The sequence below is a fragment of the Actinomadura violacea genome (assembly GCF_017573465.1).
Classification (GTDB): Bacteria; Actinomycetota; Actinomycetes; order Streptosporangiales; family Streptosporangiaceae; genus Spirillospora; species Spirillospora violacea.
Window position 1 is genome coordinate 33,346 of sequence record NZ_JAGEPF010000049.1, and the last position, 25,522, is coordinate 58,867.

Here is a 25,522-nt window from a genome sequence, read left to right on the forward strand (position 1 = left end):
CGGGTCGGCGTGCGGTGCGCGGTGTTCTCGGCGGGGTGGGCGGGGGTGCGGGATTTCGTCGGGGGTGTCGCCTACGCTGCTGTGCCATGACGACGACCGAGGCCGGTGGTGGGGTGTCCGTTCCGTCTCCGCGGGGTGGGGGCGGGCCCGTGGTGGAGGGTCCTGTGGTGGAGGGTCCTGTGGTGGTGGGGTCGCTGTCGCCGTCGCGGGCGGGCGATTTCATGACGTGTCCGTTGCTGTACCGGTTCCGGGTGATCGATCGGCTTTCGGAGCGGCCGAGTCCGGCGGCGGCGCGGGGGACGCTGGTGCATGCGGTGCTGGAGCGGCTGTACGACCTGCCGGCGGGCGGACGGACGGTGGGGGCGGCGCTGGAGTTGCTGGGTCCGCAGTGGGAGCGGCTGTTGTCGGCGGAGCCGGAGCTCGCGGGGCTGTTCGGGGAGGACGAGGCCGGGGAGGCGGAGCGGGCGGAGTGGCTTGCGCAGGCGGAGCGGATGGTGGAGCGGTATTTCACGCTGGAGGATCCGCGGCGGCTGGAGCCGGCGGAGCGTGAGCTGTTCGTGGAGACGGTGCTGGATTCGGGGTTGAAGCTGCGGGGGTACATCGACCGGGTGGACGTGGCGCCGTCGGGTGATGTGCGGATCGTGGACTACAAGACGGGGACGGCGCCGCGGGCGGATTTCGAGGCGCGGGCGCTGTTCCAGATGAAGTTCTATGCGCTGGTGCTGTGGCGGTTGCATGGGCGGGTGCCGCGGTTGCTGCAGTTGATGTACCTGGGGAACGGCGAGGTGCTGCGGTACGAGCCGGAGGAGCGGGATCTGCGGGCGACGGAGCGGAAGGTGGAGGCTCTGTGGCAGGCGATCCGGCGGGCGATGGATTCGGGTGAGTGGCGGCCGCGGACGAGCCGGTTGTGCGACTGGTGCGATCACAAGGAGCGGTGCCCGGAGTTCGGGGGCACTCCCCCGCCGTTGCCGGTGGTGCCGGTGCGGCGTCCGTCGCCGGCGGATCTGGAGGGTGCGGCGCAGGGCGGTGCGGCGCGCGAGCGCGATGATCTGTAGCGGTGTCCTCGGCCGTCCGGCGGGGAGGGTGCGGGGGCGCGGCCGCCGCGGGGCGTAGGGGCGGCGTGCGGGGTCATCCTTGGGGAGGATCGCGGATCCGCGTGCAGGAGGGGTTGCGACCTGCTGCGACCTCCTAGGGTGATAGTCGTGTCACCCCGCATCCGTGGTCTTCGTACCTTTCGTGCCTGGCTGCAGGCGCGTCCGCAGGCTGCGGACGCGTTGCTCGCGCTGGGGCTGCTGCTGGTGGGCCTGCCGCAGATGTATCTGCAGGACTTCCCGGAGGACGGCGACTACGGGGCGTTCCGGTCGCCGGACGCGGTGAACGGGCTGATCGTCGTGGTGGTGACGATGGCGCTGGTGTGGCGGCGCCGCAGTCCGCTGCCGGTGCTGCTGGTGATCGTGGCGGGTGAGATGTCGCTGACAGTGTGGGGGTATCCGCCGTCGGTGCCGGACGTGATGGCGTTCCTGATCGCGATCTACAGCCTGGCGGCGCACCGGGGGCTGGCGCAGAGCGCGCTGGGGGGCGTGGCGGGGTTCGTGTCGTTCCTGGTGTCGCTGGTGATGCTGCCGGTGGGGACGTCGCCGGTGGTGCTGGTGAGCGATTGCGCGCTGGTGGCGGGGGTGTGGGTGCTGGGCCGGAACCTGCGGTTGCGGCGGGCGTACTTCGCGGAGCTGGAGGATCGGGCGGCGCGGCTGGAGCGGGCGCGGGGGACGGATGCGCGGGCGGCGCGGATCGAGGAGCGGTCGCGGATCGCGCGGGAGCTGCACGACGTGGTGGCGCACCATGTGAGCGTGATGACGGTGCAGGCGGGGGCGGCGCGGCGGATCATCGACCGGGATCCGGGGAGCGCGCGGGAGGCGATGTCGACGATCGAGGAGGTCGGGCGGACGGCGCTGAGCGAGATGCGGCGGATCGTGGGGGTGCTGCGGACGGAGCGGGACGCCGAGCAGGCGGGGCGGGAGCTGGCGCCGCAGCCGGGTCTGGGGGATCTCGGTGAGCTGCTGGACCATGTGCGGGAGACGGGGTTGTCGGTGCAGTTGTGGATCGAGGGCGAGGCGCGGACGCCGTCGCCGGGGGTGGACGTGGCGGCGTTCCGGTTGATCCAGGAGGCGTTGACGAACACGTTGAAGCATGCGGGGGCGCAGGCGCGGGCGTGGGTGCGGTTGTACTACTCGGATGCGGATCTGACGGTGGAGATCGAGGACGACGGGCGGGGGACGTCGACGATCGTGGCGGACGGGACGGACAATCCGGGGCATGGGCTGGTGGGGATGTACGAGCGGGTGGCGTTGTACGGGGGTGAGCTGCGGATCGGGCCGCGGGTGGGGGGCGGGTTCGGGGTGCGGGCGCGGTTCCCGCTGGAGGCGTGACCGGTGGCCGGGTGCGGGGCGGGATGGGCGGGATCCGGGGCGGGGCGCTGCGGGCGCGGGGAGGGCATAGGGTGACGTTGGCCGGTGCGAGGCGAGGAGCGGGGACGATGGACGTGTGCGGGGTGGCCGGGTGAGCGCGGTGCGGGTGCTGCTCGTCGATGATCAGCCGCTGCTCCGTACGGGGTTCCGGCTGATCCTGGAGGCCGAGGCGGACATCGCGGTGGTCGGCGAGGCCGGGGACGGCGCGGCGGCGGTGGAGATGACGCGGTCGCTGCTGCCGGACGTGGTGCTGATGGACATCCGGATGCCGGGGGTCGACGGGATCGAGGCGACCCGGCGGATCATCCGGGAGGGTGCGGCGTCGCACGATCCGAAGGTGCTGATCCTGACGACGTTCGATCTGGACGAGTACGTGATCGAGGCGGTGCGGGCGGGGGCGAGCGGGTTCCTGCTGAAGGACTCGCCGCCGGAGGACCTGGTGCAGGCGATCCGGATCGTGGCGGAGGGCGACGCGATCGTCGCGCCGAGCGTGACGCGGCGGCTGCTGGACCGGTTCGCGACGCGGCTGCCGGCGGTGCGGGACGCGGCGCCGCCGCCGGGGCTGGACACGCTGACGGCGCGTGAGCGCGAGGTGCTGGCGCATGTGGCGCGGGGGCAGTCGAACGCGGAGATCGCCGCGGAGCTGGTGGTCAGCGAGACGACGGTGAAGACGCACGTGGGGAACGTGCTGGCGAAGCTGGGGTTGCGGGATCGGGTGCAGGCGGTGGTGTACGCCTATGAGACGGGGTTGAGCCGGCCCGGTCAGGGCTGACGCCGCGGGTGGGCGGGCCTCGGCCGGGGGTGGTTTCGGGTCGGGGTCGGGCGGCGCGTCCCTGAGGGTCGTTGTGGTGGTGTTCGTGCAGGTGGGGGCGTGGTTCGCGGGTTCGGGGCCAGGGGTCGCCCCTGACCGTCCCCCACCTTTGCCGGGTGCGGTCTACTCCGGTGGTACGAGCCCGGTGCCGTGTCTCATGCCACGGTTGGAGTGCTAAGTCCATTCCTGGGGTGCATCTGTGGGGGCCGCCGGACTTCTACTGTTCTGTGTGGTGGGCCGCCGGGGGGACGAGAACGCGGTCCGTCGCAGCTCGTTTCCATCACATCCACTCACACAGGGGAGTTCACGTGACGAACACCGCCCCATCGACCGCTGACGCGCACTCCGCGCCGGGGGCGGGCGACTTCGCCGCACGGGCCCACCAGATCGCGAAGGTCTACGGGCGCGGTGACGCCCAGGTGATCGCGCTGGACTCGGTGACCGTGGGGATCCCCCGCGGCCGGTTCACCGCGATCATGGGCCCGTCGGGTTCGGGGAAGTCCACGCTGATGCACTGCATGGCGGGGCTGGACTCGGTGGACTCCGGGCAGGTGTTCATCGGGGACACCGAGCTGACGGGGCTGAAGGACAAGCAGCTGACCCGGCTGCGCCGCGACAAGATCGGGTTCATCTTCCAGGCGTTCAACCTGGTGCCGACGCTGACGGCGCTGGAGAACATCACGCTGCCGATGGACATCGCGGGCCGCAAGGCCGACAACGCGTGGCTGGACACGGTGATCGACACGGTGGGGCTGCGGCCGCGGCTGAAGCACCGTCCGTCGGAGCTGTCGGGCGGCCAGCAGCAGCGCGTCGCGTGCGCGCGGGCGCTGGCGTCCCGCCCGGAGATCATCTTCGCGGACGAGCCGACCGGGAACCTGGACTCGCGGTCCGGCGCGGAGGTGCTGGGGTTCCTGCGCGACTCGGTGCGGCGGATGGGCCAGACGATCGTGATGGTGACGCACGACCCGTCCGCGGCGGCGTACGCCGACCAGGTGCTGTTCCTGTCGGACGGGCAGATCGTCGACACGATGACCTCCCCGACGGCCGAGCGGGTGCTGGAGCGGATGAAGGGCTTCGAGACCGGGGGCCGCCCCGCCGCGCCGGGCGCGCAGGAGCCGGGGGTCGCGGCGCGATGATGGGCAAGGTCACGCTCCGCAACCTGGCGGCGCACAAGATCAGGCTGGTGCTGACGGCCGTCGCGGTGATCCTCGGCGTGGCGTTCGTGGCCGGCACGCTGATCTTCACCGACAGCATGAACAAGCAGTTCGACGACCTGTTCAGCCGGGTCGGCAAGAACATCGCCGTGGACGTGCGGGCCAAGAAGGTCGTCGGCGGCGACGACGGGCAGTCGGCGCAGCCGGTGCCGGCGTCGGTCCTGAAGGCGCTGCGGGGCGTCGACGGGGTGAAGGACCCGCAGGGCAACGTGAACGGGTACGCCGCGGTCGTGGGCCGCGACGGGAAGATCGTCGGCGCGGGCGGGCAGGGCCCGCCGCAGATCGGCTCGAACTGGAACACCGACGGGTCTTTCGACCTGAAGGCGGGCCGCGCGCCGCGCGGCCCCGGCGAGGTGATCATCGACGCGGGGACCGCGAAGAAGGGCCGGTTCTCGGTCGGTGACACGGTCGGGGTCGTGTCGTCGGGGGCGCCGCAGCGGATGCGGATCGTCGGGCTGATCGACACCGGGAACCTGATGGGGGCGAGCGTCACCGCGTTCGACACCCCGACGGCGCAGCGGCTGATGCTGAAGCCCGGCTACTTCAGCGACATCGAGATGGGCTCCACGGGCCCGTCGGAGACGCAGCTGCGCGACCGGGTCGCGAAGGTGCTGCCGAACGGCGTGGAGGCCGTCACCGGCACCAAGATGCGCGACGAGAACAAGAGCGACGTCGCCCAGATCATGGGGTTCTTCCGCACGTTCCTGCTGGTGTTCGCGCTGATCTCGATCTTCGTCGGGGCGTTCATCATCTTCAACACGTTCTCGATGCTGGTGGCGCAGCGGACCCGGGAACTGGCGCTGCTGCGCGCGATCGGCGCGGCGCGCCCGCAGGTGACCCGGGCGGTGATCGGTGAGGCGGTCGCGGTCGGGTTCGTCGGGTCGACGCTGGGCCTGGCGGCCGGCGCGGGCCTGGCGGCGCTGCTGCAGGCGCAGATGGGCGACGCGGGGTCGGGCGGGCTGACGTTCACCGCGACCCCGGTGATCTGGTCGTACGTCGTCGGGATCGTCGTGACGGTGGTGTCGGCGTACTTCCCGGCGCGGCGCGCCGCGAAGGTCCCGCCGGTCGCGGCGATGCGCGACGACGTGGCGCTGCCGCAGCGGACGCTGCGGATCCGGGTGGCGCTCGGTTCGCTGCTGACGCTGGCCGGCGCGGGCCTCATCGCGGCGGGCCTGGCCGGCAACGGCGGGAACCCGGCGGTGCCGGTGGGCGCGGGCGCGTTCGCGGTGTTCATCGGGGTGGCGATGCTCGCGCCGGTGATCAGCGTCCCGGTGGTGAAGGTGCTGGGGTGGCCGTTCGCGCGGCTGATGGGCGCGCCGGGCCGGCTGGCGCGGCAGAACGCGCTGCGCAACCCGCGGCGCACCGCCGCGACGGCCGCCGCGCTGATGATCGGCCTGGCGCTGATCACGACCGTGAACGTGCTGGGCGCGACGATGCGCGCGTCGGTCGACGAGCAGGTGAACTCGCAGTTCGGCGCGGACTACCTGGTGCAGGCCACCGGCGGCGACATCACCGCCGACGCCGCGCAGCGGCTCAAGACGGTGCCGGGGGTGGAGTCGGTGTCGCCGACCTACGAGGGCACCGCGAAGATCGCGGGTCAGCGCGGCACGTACATGTCCGGCGACGTCGCGGTGATCGCCAAGGCGGCGCGGCTGAAGCTGGTGTCGGGCGGCACCTCCATCGGCGCGGACGGGCTGATGGTGAACGAGTCGACCGCCAAGGACAAGGGCTGGCACGTCGGGTCGACGGTGCCGGCGCTGTTCCCGGACGGGCGGACCGAGCAGCTGAGGGTCGCCGGGATCTTCGCCAAGAGCGACCTGATCGGCAGCCGGATCGTCGCGCAGCAGGTGTACCTGCGGCACACGGTGCGCCCGTCGATGGACGCGGTGCTGGTGAACGCGGTGAAGGCGGACGCGCCGACCAGGAAGGCGATCGAGTCGGCGCTGCACGCCTACCCGAACCTGAAGGTGGCGGACCAGTCGTCGCTGAAGAAGGACGCCCGCAAGCAGGTGGACGGGTTCGTGACGTTCCTGTCGATCCTGCTGGCGATGTCGGTGATCATCGCGGCGGTCGGGGTCGTCAACACGCTGGCGCTGTCGGTGATCGAGCGGACCCGGGAGATCGGGCTGCTGCGCGCGATCGGCATCAGCCGGCGGCAGCTGCGCCGGATGATCCGCGTCGAGTCGATCGTCATCGCGGTGTTCGGGGCGGTGCTCGGCATGGGCATCGGCGTGGCGTTCGGCGCGGCGCTGCAGAACGCGCTGAAGAGCCAGGGCCTCAGCGTGCTGGCGGTGCCGTACGGGACGCTGGGGGTGTACCTGGTGGTCGCCGCGGTGATCGGTGTGCTGGCGGCGCTGTGGCCGGCGTGGCGCGCCGGGCGGATGGATGTGCTGAAGGCCATCTCCACGGACTGACCGGCGGCCTCCTCCTCGAAGCCCCGGCCCCCTCGATGGGGGCCGGGGCTTCCTCGTATGCGAAGGCTCCATGCTCTGGGCGGGCCCGGGCCCACGCCGGAGACGGCAGCGGGGACGGCAGCGGGAACGGCAGCGGGAACGGCAGCGGGAACGGCAGCGGGAACGGCAGCGGGAACGGCGAAGCCCCGGTCCCCCTGGAGGGGGCCGGGGCTTCGGCGTGCGAGGCGGGCCCTTGCGGGGCCCGTCCCGTCGCGGCCTACTCGCCGGGCTCGGCGTCGGCCTCGGGGGCCGCGGCGCCGGGCGCCACCGCGGCCTTGGCGACCGCGTCGGTCGCCGACACCGTGGTGTTCTCCGGGAAGTGGCAGGCGGCCTGGTGGCCGTGGCTGAGCTCGATCAGCGGCGGCTCGACCTGCTTGCAGATGTCCTGCGCCTTCCAGCAGCGGGTGTGGAACCGGCATGCGGGCGGCGGGTCCAGCGGGCTCGGCACGTCGCCCTGCAGCCGGATCCGCTCCCGGTTCCCGCGGTCGCTCGGGTCGGGGACCGGCACCGCCGACAGCAGCGCGTTGGTGTAGGGGTGCATCGGCCGCTCGTACAGGTCGTTGCGGTCCGCGATCTCGACGATCTTGCCGAGGTACATGACGGCGACCCGGTCGGAGATGTGCCGGACGACCGACAGGTCGTGCGCGATCACCACGTAGGTGAGGTCGAGCTCGTCCTGCAGGTCCTCCAGCAGGTTGACGACCTGCGCCTGCACCGACACGTCCAGCGCCGACACCGGCTCGTCCGCGACGATCAGCTTCGGCTTGAGCGCCAGCGTGCGGGCGATGCCGATGCGCTGGCGCTGGCCGCCGGAGAACTCGTGCGGGTACCGGTTGTAGTGCTCGGGGTTGAGGCCGACGAGCTCCAGGATCTCCTGGACGGCCTTCTTCACGCCGCTCTCGGTCGCGATGTTCTGCAGCCGGAACGGGGCCCCGACGATCGCGCCGACCGTCTTGCGCGGGTTCAGCGACGAGTACGGGTCCTGGAAGATCATCTGGAGGTCGCGGCGGAGCGGCCGCAGCCGCCCCTGGGACATCTTGGTGATGTCCTGCCCCTCGAAGGTGATCTTGCCGAAGCTGGGGTCCAGCAGCCGCATGATCATCCGGCCGGTGGTGGACTTGCCGCAGCCCGACTCCCCCACCAGGCCGAGGGTCTCGCCCTTGCGGACCGAGAACGACACGCCGTCGACGGCCTTCACCGCCGCGACCTGCCGGCGCAGCACCCCTGCGGTGACGGGGAAGTGCTTGCCGAGGCCGTCCACCTCCAGCAGCATCTCCCCGTCCCGGGCGGGACGGGCCGCTGCCGCGTCGGCGGAGGTCTCCGCGGCGCCGGGGACGGTGGTCCCCGGCGCGGCGGTCTCAGAAGTGCTCACAGTCTTGTTCCCACCCGTGCTCGTCACAGCTTCGGCCGGATCTCGGATTCCCAGATCTCCTGCTTCTTCTCCAGCGGGAGATGGCAGGCCACCTTGTGGCCCGGGACCGCCTCGACCAGGTCGGGCCGCACCGTCGTGGACTTGTCCCCGTTGAGGTCCTTGTAGGCGCACCGCGGGTTGAACGCGCAGCCCTGCGGCACGTTGATCAGGCTCGGCGGGGTGCCCTTGATCGGCATCAGCCGTTCGGTGCGCTCGCGGTCCAGCCGCGGCATCGAGCCGAGCAGCCCCCAGGTGTAGGGGTGCAGCGGCTTGTGGAAGGCGTCCTCCACCGAGGCGTACTCGGCGCACCGGCCCGCGTACATCACCAGGATGTCGTCCGACAGCTCGGCGACCACCCCGAGATCGTGGGTGATCATGATGACGGCGGAGTTGAACTCCTGCTGCAGGTCCCGGATCAGGTCGAGGATCTGCGCCTGGACGGTGACGTCCAGCGCCGTGGTCGGCTCGTCGGCGATCAGCAGCTCGGGGTCGCACGACAGCGCCATCGCGATCATGGCGCGCTGCCGCATGCCGCCGGAGAACTGGTGGGGGTAGTCGTCGACCCGCTTGTCCGGCTTGGGGATGCCGACGCGGCCGAGCATGTCGATGGCGTGCTTGCGCGCCACCTGCTTCGACACGCTGTTGTGCACCCGGTACGCCTCGATGATCTGCGCGCCCACCGTGTAGAAGGGGTGCATCGACGACAGCGGGTCCTGGAAGATCATCGCCATCTTGCGGCCGCGCAGCCGGCGGACCTCGCCGGGCGAGGCGCCGACGAGCTCCTGGCCGTCCAGCCAGATCTCGCCGGACACCCGGGCGTTGCCGCGGTTGTGCAGGCCGAGGATGCCGAGGCTGGTGACGCTCTTGCCGGAGCCGGACTCGCCGACGATGCCGAGCGTGCGGCCCTTCTCCAGCTGGAACGACAGGCCGTCGACGGACTTCACCAGACCGTCGTCGGTCGGGAAGTGGATCTTCAGGTCGCGGACCTCGAGGAACGCCGCGGGAGCCTCCCCGGCGCCCGTGGCGGGCCCGGCGGCCGGCGTGGTGTCGGTCATCAGCCCAGCCTCACTCTCGGGTCGATGATGGCGTACAGGAGGTCGACGATCAGGTTGATCACGACGATGAACGTGGCGGCGAGGGTGGTGACGCCGAGCACCATCGGCAGGTCGCCGGTGCCGATCGAGCTGATCGCCAGCTGGCCGAGGCCGGGGATGCTGAAGGTGTTCTCGGTGAGCACCGCGCCGCCGATCAGCAGCCCGAAGTCGAGGCCGAAGATCGTCAGGATGGGCGTCAGCGAGGCGCGCAGCGCGTGCTTGGTGATGACGGTCTTCTCCGGCAGGCCCTTGGCGCGGGCCGTCCGTATGTAGTCCTCGTTCATCGTTTCCAGCATGCCCGCTCTGGTGAGCCGCGCGTACATCGCGGCGTACAGGAACGCCAGCGTGATCCAGGGCAGCACCAGTGACTCGAACCATGTCAGCGGGTTCTGGCTGAAGCCCACGTAACTGCCGCCGCCGGGGAAGATGCCCAGCTTGTAGGAGAACAGGGCGAGCGAGACCAGACCGGTGAAGTAGATGGGCAGCGACACTCCGCTGAGGGCCACCACCATCGCGGCGCGGTCCCAGATGCTGCCTCTCTTCAGTGCCGAGACGACGCCGGTCGACACGCCGACGATGAGCCAGACGATGGCGGCGCCTATGGCCAGCCCCAGGGTCGCCGGGGCGCGGTCCATCAGCGTCGGGAGCACCGGCTGGCTCGTGCGGAAGGAGTAGCCGAGGCAGGGCGCCGGGCAGTGGTCGGTGACCGGCCCGGCCTTGAAGTCCTCACCGGCCACGATGCCCTTGAGGTAGTGGCCGTACTGCACCACCACCGGCTTGTCCAGGCCGAGCCGTTCCTTGGTGGCCTGGATCGCCTCTGCCGTCGGGGCCTTGCCGACGTAGGACGCCGCGAGCTGGTCGGTGGTCTGCCCCGCCAGCTTCGGAAGCCAGAAGAAGATGCCGAAGGTCACCAGGCTGATGAGCAACAGCATGAGAACGGCGCCGACGAGGCGCCGGATGATGTATGCGAGCACACTGCGCGGCCCCGCCCGCCGACCGGCCGGACCTGTGGGCCCGGTACCGGTCGGCGGGCATCGCCTTCACCTGCCTTCAGATGAACGCATGGACGGAGGGAGAATTACTTCTCCACGCCCATGTTGAGGTAGTCGTACATTCCGCCATAGCCGGCCGTGATGCCGACGTTGGTGACCCGCTTCGGCCGGTAGAGCAGCGCCTTGGCGTAGATCAGCGGGACCTCGACGGCGTCCTGCATGACCATCTGGTCGATGTCGCCGTAGAGCTTGGTCCGCGTCGCCTTGTCGGTGCTGGCGATCGCCTGGTCCAGCGCGGCGTTCACCTTCGGGTTGTCCTCCTCGGCCAGGTTGTTGCCGCCGGAGGGCTTGATGGCCCGGCCGTCGACGATCTGGGAGAGGAAGCCGTAGCCGGTCGGCCAGTCCGCCGCCCACGCCATGAGCATCATGCCGACGCCGTGCTGGTGCACGTAGTTCGGGACGCCGACGTACTTGTTGAAGTAGTCGCCGGCCGGCCACTGCACGATGCTGACGTTGATGCCGACCTTCTTCAGGCTCTGCTGAATGGCCTGCGCCATCGCGACTTCCTTCGGCCGGTCGGACCGGGCCGAGATCTTCGTGCTGAAGCCGGTGGGCTTGCCGCACGCCGCGAGCTCCTGCTTGGCCTTCGCCAGCGTGGCGTCGTCCAGGCCGTTGCCGCCGGCCGCCTGCTTCTGCGGGAACAGGTCGAACTTGCGGTAGCCGTCGACCGTCGGGGGCAGGATCGTGGTCGCGACGTCACCGCCGGCCAGCGGGCCTCCGTAGGCGGTCTGCGCGGCGACCTTGTCGGTCGCGTACTGCACGGCGTTGCGGCAGTGGATGTTGTCCAGCGGCTTGACGTGCTGGTTCAGCGACATGAACCGCAGGTAGCCCTGGATCGGGTTGTCGGTGTAGGGCTTCTGCTGCGGCGTCAGCACCTTCGGCTGCGTGCCGGCCTGCACACCGACGCCCGCGACGTCCATGTCGAGCGAACCGGCCAGCAGGCGGTTGTCGATGTCGTCGGCGTTCTGCTTCAGCTGCAGCTCGATCTTGTCGGGCAGCGCCTTGCGGATCGGGTCGGTGCTCGGGTCCCAGTACGGGTTGCGCGACAGCGTCATCGACTTGCCGCGGGTGTAGTTGTCGACCTTGTACGGGCCGCTGGAGACGATCGACGACTCGTACTTCAGGCCGGTGTCCTTGGCCTTCGGCACCGGGATCGTCTGCGACATCGCCACCAGGTCGTCGAACTCCGAGAACGGCTTCGACAGGTGGAAGACGATCGTGTTGTCGTCCGGCGTCTCGATCGACTTCAGGCCCTCGTCGCTCTTGTCCTTGTAGGGACCCTTGTACGAGGGCTTGTTGTCGACGAGGTAGGTCTTGAAGTACTTCGGACCGAGCTGCATCTCGTCGGTGAAGTTGCTGCGCTCGACGGCGTACTTGACGTCCTTCGAGGTGACGGGCGTGCCGTCGGAGAACTTCACGCCCGTGCGCAGCTTGTAGGTCCAGGTCTTGGCGCCGTCGCTCGACTGGCCGGGGGCCGTCGCCAGGTCCGGGATGATGGTCTTGCTGTCGTCGCCCGCGGCGGGCTTGAAGGTCATCAGGCCGCGGCCGTAGAAGCGCGAGAAGTTCTGGTCCCAGGCGTAGTACTGGTTGCCCGGGTCCGGCGAGTCGAAGTCGTCGGACATGGCGAGGCGGAGGGTGCCGCCCTTCTTGTCCGAAGCGTTGACCACCTTGTTGACCGCGGCGTTGTAGCCGGGCCCGCTCCCCGAGCCGCCCGAGTCGCCGCCGCCGCAGGCGGCGAGGCCCGCCGCGGCGAGCGCGCCGGCCGCGAGGGCCGCGATTGGTCTCATCTTGTTCATGTGCAGGCGCACCCCATTCATTTCGCCGGGTCGGATGAACCCGAGGTCACTTGGCCCGAGGGTCGAGAGCGTCCCGCAGCCCGTCACCGAGCAGGTTGAAGGCGAGGACGGTGATGAAGATCGCCACACCGGGGACGATCATGTACATCGGGTCCGAGGAGTAGATCGGCACCGCGAGGGTCAGCATGCCGCCCCACGACGGGGTCGGCGGGATCACGCCGACGCCGAGGAACGACAGCGCCGCCTCGAACAGGATGTTCGTCGGGATCAGCAGGGTCGAGTAGACCAGGATCGGCGCGACGAGGTTCGGCAGGATCTCCTTGAACAGGATGTAGGAGTTGCGCGCGCCCATGCTGCGGGCCGCGTCGACGAACTCCCGTTCGCGCAGTGAGAGGGTCTGGCCGCGGATGATCCGGCCGATGTAGGGCCAGTTGAAGAACCCGATGACGAAGATCAGCACCCAGATCCGCAGGCCGTTGCCGCTCAGCCCGAACGAGCCGTCGGCGATGACGGCGACCAGCGCGATCGCGAACAGCAGCAGGGGGAACGCCAGGAACGCGTCCATCGCCCGGCTGATGAGCATGTCGACCCAGCCGCCGAAGTAGCCGGCGGTGATGCCGAGGACCGTGCCGATGACCACCGACAGCAGCGTCGCCAGGAACGACACCAGCAGCGAGATCCGGGCGCCGTGCACGATCCGGGCGAGCAGGTCGCGGCCGGTGCCGGGCTCCACCCCGAGGAGGTGGTCGGCGCTGATGCCGGTGTGCCAGATGCCGGTCTTCGGGCGGTTGTACGTCGGGTCGATCAGGTTCTGGTGGTAGGCCAGCGGCGACTGCACCAGCAGCGGCCCGAAGATCGCGAGGAGGATCAGCAGGATCACGATGACGCCGCCGGCGAGCGCGACCTTGTCGCGCTTGAGTCGCATCCAGGCGATCTGTCCCAGGGAGCGTCCCTGGATCGCCTTGCCGTCGACACCGGCGAGGACCGCCTCCGGCTGCGCCTCGGTGTCGGACCCGGTCACCTCAAGGGGTGCGGCCACGCTCTGTACCTCCTACCGTCCGGCCACTGGTTCGGCCTTGCCGCCGCCGGCGCGGTGACCGGCGGTCGCGGAGATCATCCGCTGACCCCGTGCCCGTTACGCCGCGTTTGCTGAAGGGAAAGGTAGCCCCTCGGCCATGAATGTCCATCCGCGAGACGGGCTGCGCCAGTACCCGTATCTGAGTTGTGATCTCGTCGTCATCTCGGGCACACGTGCTCGTCCAACCGGTCGGACAAATCGCCCGAATAGTACGTTCGCCGGTGCCGTGCTCCGCAACACGAACGCGGTCTAGACCGGCAAGCTTTACCGTACTGAGTCCGTTCTGAGATCGATCGTCCGCAGGTCAGCGGCTCCGGACGCAGAAACGGCGGGCCGGGGCGCCCCCATGCTGGGAACGTCCCGGCCCGCCGCCGGTCCCTTCTACGCGCGCTGTCAGGAGATGCCGCGGTCGCGCAGGATCTTCTCGATCTCCGCCAACTCCGGGTCGCCGGACGGCTGCGCGCCGCCCACCTGCCCCTTGGGCCTGGCGCCGCGCCCGGCCGCCTTCGGCTCGCCCGCGCCGCCCGCCGCGGACCTCCCGCCCGCCACGGCCTTCCCGCCGTCGCCGCCCGCGCGGCGGCTCAGCATCGCGCCCGAGGTCAGGTAGAGCAGGACGGCGAGCCCCGCCACCCCGACCCCGGCCCACTTCACCGGGCTGAACGCCAGATCGACGAAGAACTCCGTCACGCCGGTCATCGCCGCGGCCAGCGGCACCAGCGACAGCGCTGCGCCGCGCATCCCCGACGCCGCGCCCCGGCGCCGGTAGACCCCCCAGCTGATGACGAGCCCGACCAGGGTCACCCCGAGGCTGATCAGATCGATCGCCGTATCGCTCATGCCGGCCCCTCACTCCGTACGGTGCTGCTCTGCAGGCGCTGCTCTTTCCATCGTCACACGTCCCGGCCCGGATGCCGCTCCTACCGGCGGACGGTTTGCGGGCATTCCGGCCTCCTCCTCCGGCGTGAGCCGTCCCCTAGGGACCGCCGCCGCCGGCCGGGGTCGTGCCCTGCCCCAATGGGAGTACCTACGGGCCCGTCCGGTTCCCCGGCCGGCGTAGGCGCCCGGCGGGAGATCAACGATGCGCAACGGTTGGACGTCGAACCGGTCGAGCGCGACATCCGCCGGACCTCATCCGACCAGCGACGACAGCCGTTCCAAGGTCACCTCGAGCAGCGATCCGGCCACGGTGCGTCCGGGCGCCGGCGGGATCGGCAGGACGCACGGCACCGCGACCGTGACGCACCCCGCCGCCTCCGCCGCGGCGACCCCGTTCGGGGAGTCCTCCAGCACCACGCAGCGGCCCGGGTCGGCGCCGAGCCGGGCGGTGGCGGTGAGGTAGGGCTCGGGGTCGGGCTTGGTCCGCGCGACCTCGTCGCCGGCGACGCTGAGCGCGAAGAACTCCCGTCCGACGGCGTCCAGCACCGGCTCGATCAGCCGCCGGTGGCTGGAGGACACCAGCGCCGTGGTCATGCCCGCGTCCCTCAGCTCGGCCAGCAGCTCCTTGGCGCCCGGCATCAGCGGCACGCTCTCGCTCAGCCGCTCGTGCATGCCGTCCAGCATCCGCCGCCCGAGCTCCTCGCGGGCGACGTCCGCGCCGGTCAGCTCCAGCATGTAGTCGACGGCGATGCTCAGCGAGCCGCCGACCAGGGCCCGCTGGTGCTCCTCGCTCCACTCCCCGCCGAGCCAGGCGACCACCTGCGTCTCCACCTCGAGCCACACCCGCTCGGAGTCGACGAGCAGCCCGTCCATGTCGAACAGCACGGCCTGAAGGCCTCCGCGCCCGTCCCCCAACTCGTCCTTCCTTCCCTCGTCCCGCCGGCACGCGCGCTCGCGCGCGGTCGTGCGCCGCAGCGCGTCACGCCGGCCCGTCGCCGTTGAGGACGGCCGGGTCGTCGCCCTCCGGCACGGCCGGAAAGGGCCCGTACACGACTCCGGCCTCGATCGGGCCGTCGGTCCGGACACGGTCCAGCCACATCCGCGGCCGCCCCGCCGTCGCCGCCGGCTCCTCACGCGAGGAGCCGTCCCCGCCGCGGGCCGGCCCGAGGCCCCAGACTATCCGCGGCCCGCGGGCGCGTTCCGATCCGTCCACATGGCGGAACACGCGCAAAGGTGCGCATACGGAACCGGACGAGCCGTACAAGAAGACGGTGACGGATGGGTCACCCGACCGATAACGTGCCCCCAGTTACTACCAACGGGTAAGGAACGGCATGAGCGCGTACCGCATGATCCTCGTCGGCACCGACGGCTCGGACTCCTCGTTCGGCGCGGTCGACCGGGCCGCGCAGCTGGCCGCCGCGACCGGCGCCACCCTGCTGCTCGCCTCCGCCTACAGCCCGATGCCCGAGCGCGAGCGCGAGCGCGCCGCCGACCGGCTCGGCGACCTGGCCTACAAGGTGCAGGGCTCCACCCCCGCCGACGACGCGCTGCGCGCCGCGCGCGAGCGGGCCGTCGCCGCGGGCGCCCAGGACATCCGGCAGCAGGCCGTCGAGGGCGACGCCGTCGACGTCATCTCCCAGCTCGCCAAGGAGCACGGAGCCGAGCTGGTGGTGATCGGCAACCGCGGCCTCAACAGCCTCGCCGGCCGCATCCTCGGCTCCGTCCCGGCGAACCTGTCGCACCGGTCCCCCTGCGACGTGCTGATCGTGCACACCACCGACGGCAAGTGACCCGATCGTGACCTCCGTTCCGCCGCGGGCGTACAGCGCGGGGGTCTGGCGGCGGAACGGTGGGGTAGGTCACTGTCAGGACGTAGGCTGACAGCCACCGATCATGAGCGGGGCCCCCGACCCCGGGAATGAGACCCCCGCCGGTGACGCTGTACCCAGGCGTCGGAAGGAGGCAGCGCGTGATCGAGCTGGAGAGCGTGCCGGAGCTCGTCGAACCGGTGCTCGTGGCCGCCTTTGAGGGATGGAACGACGCCGGGGAGGCCGCCAGCGGGGTCATCCAGCACCTGGAGTCCAGCTGGGACGCGGTTCCGGTCGCCGAGCTCGATCCCGACGACTACTACGACTTCCAGGTCACCCGCCCGATCGTGGAGATGGTCGACGGCGAGACCCGCGACATCACCTGGCCCACCACGCGGATCTCCTGGGCGCGGCTTCCCAACGGCAAGGACGTCGTGCTGATCCACGGCATCGAGCCGAACATGCGGTGGCGGTCGTTCTGCCGCGAGCTGGTCGGGCTGATGCTCGAGTTGGACGTGCGCAACGTGGTGCTGCTCGGCGCGCTGCTCGCCGACGCGCCGCACACCCGGCCCGTACCGGTGACCGGCGCCGCGTCCGAGGCCGGGCTGGTCAGCACCCTGCACCTGGAGCCGGCGCGCTACCAGGGCCCCACCGGGATCCTCGGGGTGCTGCAGGACGCCTGCGCCAAGGCCGACCTGGACACCGTGTCGCTGTGGGCCGCGGTCCCGCACTACGTCGCGCAGCCGCCGTCGCCGAAGGCGACGCTGGCACTGCTGCGCCGCGTCGAGGACCTGCTGGACGTCACCGTCCCGCTGGGCGAGCTGCCCGAGGAGGCACGGGCCTGGGAGAACGGCGTCAACGAGCTCGCCGAGGAGGACTCCGAGGTCGCCGAGTACGTGCGCACCCTGGAGGAGCAGAAGGACGCCACCGAGCTGCCCGAGGCGAGCGGCGACGCGATCGCCCGCGAGTTCGAGCGGTACCTGCGGCGCCGCGACCCCGGGTGACCGGCGGCCCGGTCAGTCGCCGGGTTCGTCGGGGCGTTTCACCGACGCGAAGACGATCAGCGCGACGAGGACGCCGGGCAGCATCAGCATGACCAGTTCCATGCGCATGCCGCGGACTCTACCGGGCTACACTCGTGCCGGTAAGAGACCCGCCGGCGATGGCCCGCGCACGCCGACAAGTGCGCCCGCGATGAGCATCAGCGACATGAGGGGCGGCGCCCCCCGGAGGCGGTGACCCGCCCCGCCCGGCCGCAGGCGATCCGCGTGCGGACCCCGCGGGAGCTGCGACGGCAGCGCCGCGGACGGACCCATTCCTGCTGGGACCATCTGATCGCCGCGCCGCTGTGGCCGCTGCACGGCGCGAACCTCGGCACCCTGCTGCGGACCTGCGACGCCGTCGGCGCCTGCCTGGCCGTACCGCGGTTCCCGTGGGTGCCCGATGCGCTGGAGCGCGGCAACACGCTGCGCCGCCGGGCGTGCGTGCACTGGGTGAACGACCCGCTCGGCTGGCTGCAGCGCGCCCGCGACGACCCCGGCACCCGCGTGGTCGGGGTGGAGCTGGCCGACGAGGCGGTGCGGCTCGCCGACCTGCCCGCGGCGCGGACCCGGACAGTGGCCGTCCTCGGCCACGAGCAGCACGGCATCCCCGCCGAGGCGCTCGACCTGCTCGACGAGGCCGTCGAGATCCCGATGGTCGGCGACGGCAGCAGCCTCAACGTCGCCGTCGCCGGGTCCCTCGTGCTGTACAAGCTGGCCGGGCTGCTGTGACCCGCCGGGCGAGCCCGGGGGCCGGGTGCCCGGGGGCCGGGTGCCCGGGGGCCGGGTGCCCGGGGGCCGGGCCGGTCAGAGCGCGACGCCGAGGAGGGCGTCGGCGAGCGCGCGCACCTGCGCGGGCGAGGACGCGTCGGCGCCGTCGGCGGCCGCCCACGCGTCGATCGCGGCGATCGCGGCGGGGGCGTCCAGGTCGTCGGCGAGGCGCTCGCGGACCGTGCCGGCGACCGGCCCCGCGGGCGGCCCGGACGGGCGCGCGACGGCGGCGCGCCAGCGCTCCAGGCGGGCGGCCGCGTCGCGCAGCTGCCCGTCCGTCCACTCCCAGTCGGAGCGGTAGTGGTGGGCGAGCAGCGCCAGCCGGATCGCCATCGGGTCGACGCCGTCGGCGCGCAGCCGCGACACGAACACCAGGTTCCCGCGCGACTTGGACATCTTCTCGCCGTCCAGGCCGACCATGCCGGCGTGCACGTAGGCGCGGGCGTGCGGGCGCTCCCCCGTCGCGACCTGCGCGTGCGAGGCGCCCATCTCGTGGTGCGGGAACGCCAGGTCCGAGCCGCCGCCCTCGACGTCGAAGCCCATGCCGAGGTGCTCGATGGAGATCGCCGAGCACTCCACGTGCCAGCCGGGGCGGCCCTCCCCGAACGGGGAGTCCCAGCCGGGCTCGCCGGGCCGCCGCGCCATCCACACCAGCGCGTCCAGCGGGTCGCGCTTGCCGGGCCGGTCCGGGTCGCCGCCGCGCTCGGCGAACAGCGGCGCCATCTGCTCCCGCGTCAGCCGGCTGACCTGCCCGAACGCGGGGTCGGCGGCGATCGGGAAGTAGACGTCGCCGTCGACCTCGTAGGTGGCGTCGCGGCCGCGCAGCTTCTCGATCATCTCGACGATCAGCGGGATCGACTCGACCGCGCCGATGTAGCGGTCCGGCGGCAGCACCCGCAGCGCCGTCATGTCGTCGCGGAACAGCTGGATCTCCCGGTCCGCGAGCTCCCGCCAGTCCTCCCCGGTCTGCTGGGCACGTTCCAGAAGCGGGTCGTCGACGTCGGTGGCGTTCTGGATGTAGTGGACGGTGTGGCCGAGGTCACGCCACACCCGGTTCACCAGGTCGAACGCCAGGTAGGTGTTGGCGTGCCCGAGGTGGGTCGCGTCGTAGGGCGTGATCCCGCAGACGTACATCCGGGCCGTCTCGCCGGGTTCGGTGGGCCGCACCGCGCCCGTCCCGGTGTCGTACAGGCTGAGCCGCCGCGCCGCGGCGGGCAGTCCCGCGTCGTTGAGGCTGGGGACGTCGGAAGCGGGCCACGATCGCATACGGAAAGCTTATCCATGCCCCCCTCGCGGTATTACTCCGAGATCGCGTTGACCGTCCCGAGTGCCCGCATTGTGATCCGGCGTGGACGGCCCCGCAGGACCCGCGGGAGCGCCGTCAGGACAGCCGCACCCGCGGGTCCAGGAACGAGTAGCCGATATCCACCAGCAGGTTCGCCATGATGACGAAGAACGTCACCATCAGCGTCACCCCGATGATCACCGGGGTGTCGCCCAGCGCGATCGACTGGTACACCAGCTGCCCCACCCCCTGAAGCCCGAACACCTTCTCGGTGACGATCGTGGACCCGATCAGCGCGCCGAGGTCGATGCCGAACTGGGTGACGACCGGGGTCAGCGCCGCCCGCAGGCCGTGCTTGTAGACGACGCGGCGCCGCGACAGCCCCTTCGCCCGCGCCGTCCGGACGTAGTCCTCCCCCAGCACGTCCAGCATCGCGCCGCGCGTCAGCCGCGTGTACGCCGCGACCATCAGGAACGCCAGCGCGATCCACGGCAGGATCATCCGGCGCCAGAAGTGCATCTGCAGCGGCGGGCCCGCCTCGAAGAAGTAGACGCCCGCCTCGCTGAGCTTCGTCGCGAACAGGTACAGCAGCACCAGCGCCATCACGAACGGCGGCGTCGACAGCCCGACCAGCACGAACACCGTCACGACCCGGTCCCACAGGCTGCGCGCCCGGGTCGCCGACAGCACCCCGGTGACCACGCCGCCGACGAACCACAGGATGCCGGCGCCGAACACCAGCCACAGCGTCGTCGGCAGCCGGTCCCCGATCAGCGTCGTCACCGGCTCCCCGTTGATGTAGGACTCGCCGAGGTTGGCGTGCAGCAACCGGCCGAGGAACTGGCCGTACTGCACGATGACCGGCTGGTCCAGCCCCAGGTTGCGGCGGATCTGGTTGAGGGTGTCGGTGGTGGCGCGCGGCCCGCCGATGACCCGCTCCACCGGGACGGGCGAGACGTGCAGGAACACGAACACCAGCGTGGACACCAGCCACAGCACGATCACCGCGTACAGCAGGCGGCGGATGACGAAGCGGATCACAGGCGCTCACTTCCCCCCGGTGGCCCGGTCGCCGCGCGGGTCCAGGGCGTCCCGGATCCCGTCGCCGAGCAGATTGAACGACAGCGTGGTCAGCAGCAGCAGGACGCCCGGCACCGCGAGCAGCCACCACGCGGTCTGGAACACGTCGCTGCCCTCGCCGAGCATCGACCCCCACGACGGCATCGGCAGCCGCACCCCGACGCCGAGGAACGACAGCGTCGCCTCGAACACGATCGACGTCGGGATCAGCAGCGAAGTCAGCACGGTGACCTGCGCGACCAGGTTCGGCAGCACGTCCACGAACATGATCCGCGCGTTCGAGGACCCGAGCGAGCGGGCCGCCTCCACGAACTCCTTCTGCTTCAGCGACAGCACCTGCCCGCGGATGATCCGGCCGAACGCCGCGAACGAGAAGAACGCGATCACCAGGATCGTCAGCGTCAGGCTGGCACCGACCGAGGAGATCTGGAACGTCGTCGCCAGCATGATCGCCACCAGCAGGTAGGGCAGCGCGAGCGTCATGTCCATCAGCCGCGCCAGCAGCGTGTCCGCCACCCCGCCGACGAACCCCGCGAGCACCCCGACCAGCGTCCCGACGATCGAGGCGAGCACCGCCGACAGGATCCCCACCACCAGCGAGATCCGCGCCCCGTAGGCGGCGCGGACCAGCACGTCGCGGCCGAGCTGGTCGGCGCCGAGCAGGAACGTGCCCGACGGGCCGCGCGGCTGCCCGTTCACGTCCAGCCCCGTCTTCGGGAACGTCTGGTCGTAGGGGTGGCCGGTCAGGTGCGCCCACAGCGGCGCGAGGATCGCGTAGACCGCGATCAGCACCAGCACGACGATGGACAGGACCGCGAGCCTGTCGCGCCGGAACCTCGCCCACGCCAGCTGGAACGGGGTGCGGCCCTGCACCCGGGCGGGCGCGGTGCCCGCCGTCGGGTCGACCTCCTGCGCCTCGAGATCGGTGTAGCTGCTCATTCCTCGGCCTCCGGCAGTTCCGGCTGGGTGGAGACCTGCGCGATCGCCGCGTGCTTGTGCGCGAGGCGCTCGCCCGGCTCCACCGGGAAGTGGCAGGCGGTCACGTGGTCGGGCGGATCTCCCTCGCGGGGGACGAGCGGCGGGTCCTCCCGGATGCAGCGGTCCGCGGCCTTCGGGCAGCGCGGATGGAACCGGCAGCCCGACGGCGGGTCGATCGGCGACGGGACGTCGCCGGTCAGCACGATCCGCTCGGCGCGCTCCGCCTCGTCGGGGTCGGCGATCGACGCCGCCGACAGCAGCGCCGCCGTGTAGGGGTGCCGCGGCCGCCCGTACAGGACCTCCGCCTCGGCGGCCTCGCCGACCTTGCCGAGGTACATCACCGCGACCCGGTCGCTGACGTACCGGACGACCGACAGGTCGTGCGCGATGAACACATACGTCAGGCCGAGCTCGTCCTGCAGGTCCTTCAGCAGGTTGATGACCTGCGCCTGGATCGACACGTCCAGCGCCGACACCGGCTCGTCGCACACGATCAGCTTCGGCTTGAGCGCCAGCGCCCGCGCGACCCCGATCCGCTGCCGCTGCCCGCCGGAGAACTCGGCGGGGAACCGGTTGTAGTGCTCGGGGTTCAGCCCGACCAGCTCCATCAGCTCCTGCACGCGGCGCTTGCGCTCGGCGCCCCCGGCGATCGAGTGCACCGCGAACGGGTCGCCGATGATGGAGCCGACGCGGCGGCGCGGGTTCAGCGACCCGTACGGATCCTGGAAGATCATCTGGACGTCGCGGCGGAACGCCTTCAGCCCGGCCTTGCCGAGCCGGGTGATGTCGTCGCCCTCGAACAGGATCCGGCCCGCCGTCACCTGGTGCAGCCCGGTGATGCAGCGCGCCAGCGTCGACTTCCCGCAGCCGGACTCCCCGACGATCCCGAGGGTCTCGCCGCGCCGGACCTCCAGGGCGACGCCGTCGACCGCGTGGACGCGGCCGATCTCCTTCTTGAACACGATCCCCTGCTTGATGGGGAAGTGCTTGTAGACGTCGTCGACCGAGACCAGCACCTCGCCGTGGCCGGCTCCCTGCCCGGAACCGCCGTTCCCGGGGCCGGTCCCGTCGCGCCGCCCGCTCGCCTCCGGGTTCATGCGGTGCCTCCGTCCCCGCGCGTCCCGCCGCCGTCCTCGCCCGGCGGGCCGTCCCGTCCGGCCGTATCCGCGTCCGTGCCCGCGTCCGCGTCCGGGCCGGGCGGCTCGGCGATGGCGTCGACCGCGCCGGACGACTCCGGCGCCCCGCCGTTCGCCGCCGCCGCGGGCCGCGCCCGCACGCGGCCCTCCTCGACCGCCCGCTGCCGCAGCCGCTCGGCGTCCTCGCCGAGCCCCAGCGCCTCGAGCGGCAGCCAGCACGCCGACACGTGCGTCGGGTCGTCGTCGCCGGTCACCGGGTCCAGGACCGGCTCGTCGGTGACGCACCGGTCCATCACGTACTCGCAGCGCGGATGGAACACGCACCCCGTCGGGATGTTGATCAGGCTCGGCGGCTGCCCGGGGATCGGCCGCAGCCGGTCCGCGCCGGCCGCAGCCGACGGCGTCGACTGCAGCAGCCCCTTGGTGTACGGGTGGTGCGGCCGGTAGTACAGGGGCCGCCGCCGCGCCTTCTCCGCGGCCTTCCCGCCGTACATGACCAGCACGTCGTCGGCCATGTCGGCGATCACCCCGAGATCGTGGGTGATCATGATCAGGGCGGTGTCGAACTCGCGCTGCAGCCGCCGCATCAGGTCCAGGATCTGCGCCTGGACGGTCGCGTCCAGCGCGGTCGTCGGCTCGTCCGCGATGATCAGCTTCGGGTTCAGCGCGAGCGCCATCGCGATCATGGCGCGCTGGCGCATCCCGCCGGAGAACTGGTGCGGGTACTCCTCGGCGCGCTGCGCCGGCTGCGGGATGCCGACCGTGCCGAGCATCTCCACCGCGCGCTTGCGGACCGCGTCCCGGCCGGTGTCCGGCTCGTGCGCGCGGATCATCTCCTCGATCTGCCGGCCCACCTTGTACAGCGGGTGCAGGCTCGACAGCGGGTCCTGGAAGATCATCGCGATCTCGGCGCCGCGGATCTGGCGCATCCGCCGCTCCCCCGCGGTGAGCAGGTCGGCGCCCTCGAACAGGGCCTGCCCGCTCACCTTCGCGCCCGGGGTGAGGCCCATCAGCGTCTGGGTGCTGACGCTCTTGCCCGAGCCCGACTCCCCGACGATGCCGAGCGTGCGGCCCCGGTCCACCGCGAACGAGACGCCCCGCACGGCGCGCACCACCCCGTCCGGCGTGCTGAAGGAGACCCGCAGGTCGGTCACCTCGAGAAGACTCATCGACGCCCCTTCGCGTCCTGCATCCGTCCGGCGGACGGCCCGGGCCCGCGCGGGCGGGGACGGGCCGGGCCCGGGCGCGGCGCCGCCGGCGGGCGCCCGGGCGCCGCCGGCTACGAGAGCTTGACCTGGTTGAGGTCGTACGCCTGGTACTGCGGCAGGTACTGCGCGTTCTTCACCCGCGACGAGTGGAAGATCGGGTACTTCTGGTTCATCAGCGGGACGACCGCGGCGTCCTGCATGATCTGCTTGTCGGCCTGCGCCCAGAACCCGGCGGCGGTGTTGACGTCCTTGGCCTTCAGCGCCTGGTCGATGAGCGCGTTGACCTTCGGGTTGTCGTAGTCGCCGTAGTTGGTGGAGTTCGGGCCATACTGGCGGCCGTCGAACAGCGGCACGATGTTGGTGCGGCCGTTGTTGCCGTACCAGTCCGGCACCCAGCCGGGGCCGGCGATGTCCCACTTGCCGGCCTTGGCGTCGGCGGGCGTCACCAGGGTGGTGTTGTAGAAGGTGCCGTTGGTGTCGGGCGTCAGGTTCGCGGTGATGCCGCACGCCTTCAGGTTCGCCTGCACCGACTGCGCGACCTTCGGATGGTTGCTGGAGACCCGGTAGGGGAACTTGAGCGTGAGGCCGTTGGGGTACCCGGCCTGCGCGAGCAGCTGCTTGCACTTGTTCGGGTCGCCGGCGTTGCCGGGCGTCGGGTACAGGTTGAACGGCTGGTAGCCGACGCTGCGCGGCGGGATGACCTGGTTCAGCACCTCGCTGACGTCGGGGCCGCCGTAGATCTGGATCAGCGCGGTCTTGTCGATCGCGTAGTTGATCGCCTGCCGGACCTGCACCTTGCCCAGCGCCTTGTTGTTGTTCGGGCTGAGGGTGTTGAAGACGATGTAGGGGTTGCTGGACGACCCCTCCATGATCTTGAAGTTCGGGTTGGACTTCAGGCTCGGGATCCGCGAGGTGGGCACCGGCTGGTCCCAGGCGAGGTCGGCCGAGCCCTGCTCCATCTGCTGCTGGACGACGTCGGGCGAGTCCTGCCCCATGGTGACCTGGATCCGCTCGGGGTTCTGCGCCCGCGTCGGGTCCGAGGCGGCCTTCCAGTTCTTGTTGCGGTCCAGGACGTACTGCTTGTTCGGCGAGTACGACACGATCTGGTAGGGGCCGTCGGAGACCGTGTGCTGCCGGAACTGCGGGCTGTCGGGGATGTACCCGTCGTACTCGGCGGGGGCGGCCGCCGCGAACTCCAGCGCGAGGATGTTGGTGAAGTCGCTCGCGGGCTGGGTGAGCTTGATGACGAGGGTCTTGTCGTCCTTGGCGGTCAGCCCGGCCACGTTGTGGCCGTTCTGGTAGGCGGCCATCGCGGACGCGCTCTTCGGGTCGACACCGCCGTAGCCCTTGCAGAACGCGCTCATCCCGACGATGGTCTCGGTGTAGTACGCCTTGCCGCCGGACGGCTTGGCGGGGTTGCACACCCGCTTGATGCCGCGGATGAAGTCCTGCGCGGTCACCTCGCGGGCCGGGGTGGTGTTCCACAGCACGCCGGTGCGCAGCTTGATCGTGTACGTCCGGCCGTCCTGGCTGAGGCCCCCGTTCTGCGTGGTGGGGATCTCGGAGGCGACGTCGGGCTGCACCTTGATGGCGTCGTCGAAGTTGTCGGCGGCCTTGAACCCGAACAGCGTCCTGGCGAACTGGCGGGCCAGCATGTTGCCCCAGGTCGTGTAGACGCTGGAGGTGTCGAGGTGGTCCACGTCGGAGGACCCGACGACCTTCAGGGTCCCGCCGGCGCTCCCCCCGCCGCCGCCACCGCCGCCCCCGCAGGACGTCAGCGCGAGCACCGCCGCGCCGAGCCCGGCGGTGAGCGCCGCCCCCCGTCTCACTGCTGTCATCTGCGCACTCCCCCGTCTGCTGATGACCGACTGCCCGGGCGATCCGCGGGCCGGGGCCGCACGGCCCGGCCACGAAGATCGCTTTAGGTAGTCAAATTAGCACCCAGCGTCATGATCGCGCTGAT

Annotated in this window: 21 protein-coding genes; 8 read left to right on the plus strand and 13 right to left on the minus strand. The window is 71.3% G+C overall.

All coding sequences use genetic code 11. From position 1 onward, the window contains the following. The first annotated feature begins 86 nt into the window (after window positions 1-86). The 5 genes from J4709_RS49530 (at window position 87) to J4709_RS49550 (ending at window position 6,904) form a co-directional block, all read left to right on the plus strand. The gene (locus tag J4709_RS49530) at window positions 87-1,055 is read left to right on the plus strand and encodes a RecB family exonuclease (RefSeq protein WP_208252473.1); all 969 of its coding nucleotides are present in this window, start codon (window positions 87-89) and stop codon (window positions 1,053-1,055) included. A gap of 147 nt (window positions 1,056-1,202) precedes the next feature. Further along, the gene (locus J4709_RS49535; RefSeq protein ID WP_208252474.1) at window positions 1,203-2,426 is read left to right on the plus strand and encodes a sensor histidine kinase; all 1,224 of its coding nucleotides are present in this window, start codon (window positions 1,203-1,205) and stop codon (window positions 2,424-2,426) included. A gap of 130 nt (window positions 2,427-2,556) precedes the next feature. Further along, window positions 2,557-3,237, plus strand: coding sequence for a response regulator (locus tag J4709_RS49540; RefSeq protein WP_307802146.1), 681 nt, complete (start codon window positions 2,557-2,559; stop codon window positions 3,235-3,237). A 347-nt stretch (window positions 3,238-3,584) separates the two neighbouring features. After that, on the plus strand, window positions 3,585-4,412 hold the full coding sequence (locus J4709_RS49545) for an ABC transporter ATP-binding protein (protein WP_208252475.1): 828 nt from the start codon (window positions 3,585-3,587) through the stop codon (window positions 4,410-4,412). Beyond that, window positions 4,409-6,904: an ABC transporter permease gene (locus J4709_RS49550; protein ID WP_232385258.1), complete on the plus strand. Its 2,496-nt coding sequence runs from the start codon at window positions 4,409-4,411 to the stop codon at window positions 6,902-6,904. The genes J4709_RS49545 and J4709_RS49550 overlap by 4 nt, the downstream gene beginning before the upstream one ends. A gap of 256 nt (window positions 6,905-7,160) precedes the next feature. Here J4709_RS49550 and J4709_RS49555 read toward each other — a convergent pair whose 3' ends face one another. The 7 genes from J4709_RS49555 to J4709_RS49585 form a co-directional block, all read right to left on the minus strand. Further along, window positions 7,161-8,216, minus strand: coding sequence for an ABC transporter ATP-binding protein (locus J4709_RS49555; RefSeq protein WP_208252502.1), 1,056 nt, complete (start codon window positions 8,214-8,216; stop codon window positions 7,161-7,163). Window positions 8,217-8,338: 122 nt separating this feature from the next. Beyond that, complete coding sequence (locus tag J4709_RS49560) at window positions 8,339-9,409, minus strand: ABC transporter ATP-binding protein (RefSeq protein WP_208252476.1); 1,071 nt, start codon at window positions 9,407-9,409, stop codon at window positions 8,339-8,341. Beyond that, on the minus strand, window positions 9,409-10,422 hold the full coding sequence (locus J4709_RS49565; protein ID WP_208252477.1) for an ABC transporter permease: 1,014 nt from the start codon (window positions 10,420-10,422) through the stop codon (window positions 9,409-9,411). Before J4709_RS49565 ends, J4709_RS49560 begins: the two co-directional genes overlap by 1 nt. A 104-nt stretch (window positions 10,423-10,526) precedes the next feature. Next, window positions 10,527-12,287: an ABC transporter substrate-binding protein gene (locus J4709_RS49570; RefSeq protein WP_208252478.1), complete on the minus strand. Its 1,761-nt coding sequence runs from the start codon at window positions 12,285-12,287 to the stop codon at window positions 10,527-10,529. Between the two features lie 55 nt (window positions 12,288-12,342). Then, window positions 12,343-13,335, minus strand: coding sequence for an ABC transporter permease (locus J4709_RS49575; protein ID WP_173093407.1), 993 nt, complete (start codon window positions 13,333-13,335; stop codon window positions 12,343-12,345). Window positions 13,336-13,767: 432 nt separating this feature from the next. Next, window positions 13,768-14,211: a hypothetical protein gene (locus J4709_RS49580; RefSeq protein WP_208252479.1), complete on the minus strand. Its 444-nt coding sequence runs from the start codon at window positions 14,209-14,211 to the stop codon at window positions 13,768-13,770. 291 nt (window positions 14,212-14,502) lie between these two features. Beyond that, the gene (locus tag J4709_RS49585) at window positions 14,503-15,165 is read right to left on the minus strand and encodes an HAD family hydrolase (RefSeq protein ID WP_269757680.1); all 663 of its coding nucleotides are present in this window, start codon (window positions 15,163-15,165) and stop codon (window positions 14,503-14,505) included. Between the two features lie 419 nt (window positions 15,166-15,584). Between J4709_RS49585 and J4709_RS49590 the strand changes: the two genes are divergently transcribed. The 3 genes from J4709_RS49590 to J4709_RS49600 all read left to right on the plus strand — a co-directional run bounded on the left by J4709_RS49590 (window position 15,585) and on the right by J4709_RS49600 (window position 17,833). Continuing rightward, complete coding sequence (locus tag J4709_RS49590; protein WP_208252480.1) at window positions 15,585-16,043, plus strand: universal stress protein; 459 nt, start codon at window positions 15,585-15,587, stop codon at window positions 16,041-16,043. Between the two features lie 179 nt (window positions 16,044-16,222). Next, window positions 16,223-17,065: a PAC2 family protein gene (locus J4709_RS49595; RefSeq protein ID WP_173093413.1), complete on the plus strand. Its 843-nt coding sequence runs from the start codon at window positions 16,223-16,225 to the stop codon at window positions 17,063-17,065. A gap of 264 nt (window positions 17,066-17,329) precedes the next feature. Further along, window positions 17,330-17,833, plus strand: a complete 504-nt coding sequence (locus J4709_RS49600) for a TrmH family RNA methyltransferase (RefSeq protein ID WP_307802147.1) — start codon at window positions 17,330-17,332, stop codon at window positions 17,831-17,833. Window positions 17,834-17,908: 75 nt separating this feature from the next. On the opposite strand, the gene mshC is transcribed toward J4709_RS49600, so the two are convergent. The 6 genes from mshC to J4709_RS49630 all read right to left on the minus strand — a co-directional run bounded on the left by mshC (window position 17,909) and on the right by J4709_RS49630 (window position 25,397). Then, the gene (mshC, locus tag J4709_RS49605; protein ID WP_208252482.1) at window positions 17,909-19,138 is read right to left on the minus strand and encodes a cysteine--1-D-myo-inosityl 2-amino-2-deoxy-alpha-D-glucopyranoside ligase; all 1,230 of its coding nucleotides are present in this window, start codon (window positions 19,136-19,138) and stop codon (window positions 17,909-17,911) included. A gap of 115 nt (window positions 19,139-19,253) precedes the next feature. Next, window positions 19,254-20,198: an ABC transporter permease gene (locus J4709_RS49610; protein ID WP_208252483.1), complete on the minus strand. Its 945-nt coding sequence runs from the start codon at window positions 20,196-20,198 to the stop codon at window positions 19,254-19,256. 6 nt (window positions 20,199-20,204) lie between these two features. Then, on the minus strand, window positions 20,205-21,176 hold the full coding sequence (locus J4709_RS49615) for an ABC transporter permease (protein ID WP_208252484.1): 972 nt from the start codon (window positions 21,174-21,176) through the stop codon (window positions 20,205-20,207). After that, a complete protein-coding gene (locus J4709_RS49620; RefSeq protein WP_208252485.1) occupies window positions 21,173-22,312 on the minus strand; it encodes an ABC transporter ATP-binding protein in 1,140 nt (379 codons plus the stop codon). Before J4709_RS49620 ends, J4709_RS49615 begins: the two co-directional genes overlap by 4 nt. Then, on the minus strand, window positions 22,309-23,520 hold the full coding sequence (locus J4709_RS49625) for an ABC transporter ATP-binding protein (RefSeq protein WP_208252486.1): 1,212 nt from the start codon (window positions 23,518-23,520) through the stop codon (window positions 22,309-22,311). The genes J4709_RS49620 and J4709_RS49625 overlap by 4 nt, the downstream gene beginning before the upstream one ends. Before the next feature lie 110 nt (window positions 23,521-23,630). After that, window positions 23,631-25,397 carry an ABC transporter substrate-binding protein gene (locus J4709_RS49630; RefSeq protein ID WP_208252487.1) on the minus strand — a complete coding sequence of 589 codons (1,767 nt, stop codon included), beginning with the start codon at window positions 25,395-25,397 and terminating at the stop codon, window positions 23,631-23,633. Window positions 25,398-25,522 lie beyond the last annotated feature (125 nt).

What these genes read in the sequence shown, in the direction of transcription:
- J4709_RS49615 (WP_208252484.1), bottom strand. Translation starts at nt 21,176, where the DNA reads ATGAGCAGCTACACCGATCTCGAGGCGCAGGAGGTCGACCCGACGGCG.
- J4709_RS49560 (WP_208252476.1), bottom strand. Translation starts at nt 9,409, where the DNA reads ATGACCGACACCACGCCGGCCGCCGGGCCCGCCACGGGCGCCGGGGAG.
- J4709_RS49625 (WP_208252486.1), bottom strand. Translation starts at nt 23,520, where the DNA reads ATGAGTCTTCTCGAGGTGACCGACCTGCGGGTCTCCTTCAGCACGCCG.
- J4709_RS49590 (WP_208252480.1), top strand. Translation starts at nt 15,585, where the DNA reads ATGAGCGCGTACCGCATGATCCTCGTCGGCACCGACGGCTCGGACTCC.
- mshC (WP_208252482.1), bottom strand. Translation starts at nt 19,138, where the DNA reads ATGCGATCGTGGCCCGCTTCCGACGTCCCCAGCCTCAACGACGCGGGA.
- J4709_RS49630 (WP_208252487.1), bottom strand. Translation starts at nt 25,397, where the DNA reads ATGACAGCAGTGAGACGGGGGGCGGCGCTCACCGCCGGGCTCGGCGCG.
- J4709_RS49550 (WP_232385258.1), top strand. Translation starts at nt 4,409, where the DNA reads ATGATGGGCAAGGTCACGCTCCGCAACCTGGCGGCGCACAAGATCAGG.
- J4709_RS49620 (WP_208252485.1), bottom strand. Translation starts at nt 22,312, where the DNA reads ATGAACCCGGAGGCGAGCGGGCGGCGCGACGGGACCGGCCCCGGGAAC.
- J4709_RS49530 (WP_208252473.1), top strand. Translation starts at nt 87, where the DNA reads ATGACGACGACCGAGGCCGGTGGTGGGGTGTCCGTTCCGTCTCCGCGG.
- J4709_RS49555 (WP_208252502.1), bottom strand. Translation starts at nt 8,216, where the DNA reads ATGCTGCTGGAGGTGGACGGCCTCGGCAAGCACTTCCCCGTCACCGCA.
- J4709_RS49580 (WP_208252479.1), bottom strand. Translation starts at nt 14,211, where the DNA reads ATGAGCGATACGGCGATCGATCTGATCAGCCTCGGGGTGACCCTGGTC.
- J4709_RS49570 (WP_208252478.1), bottom strand. Translation starts at nt 12,287, where the DNA reads ATGAGACCAATCGCGGCCCTCGCGGCCGGCGCGCTCGCCGCGGCGGGC.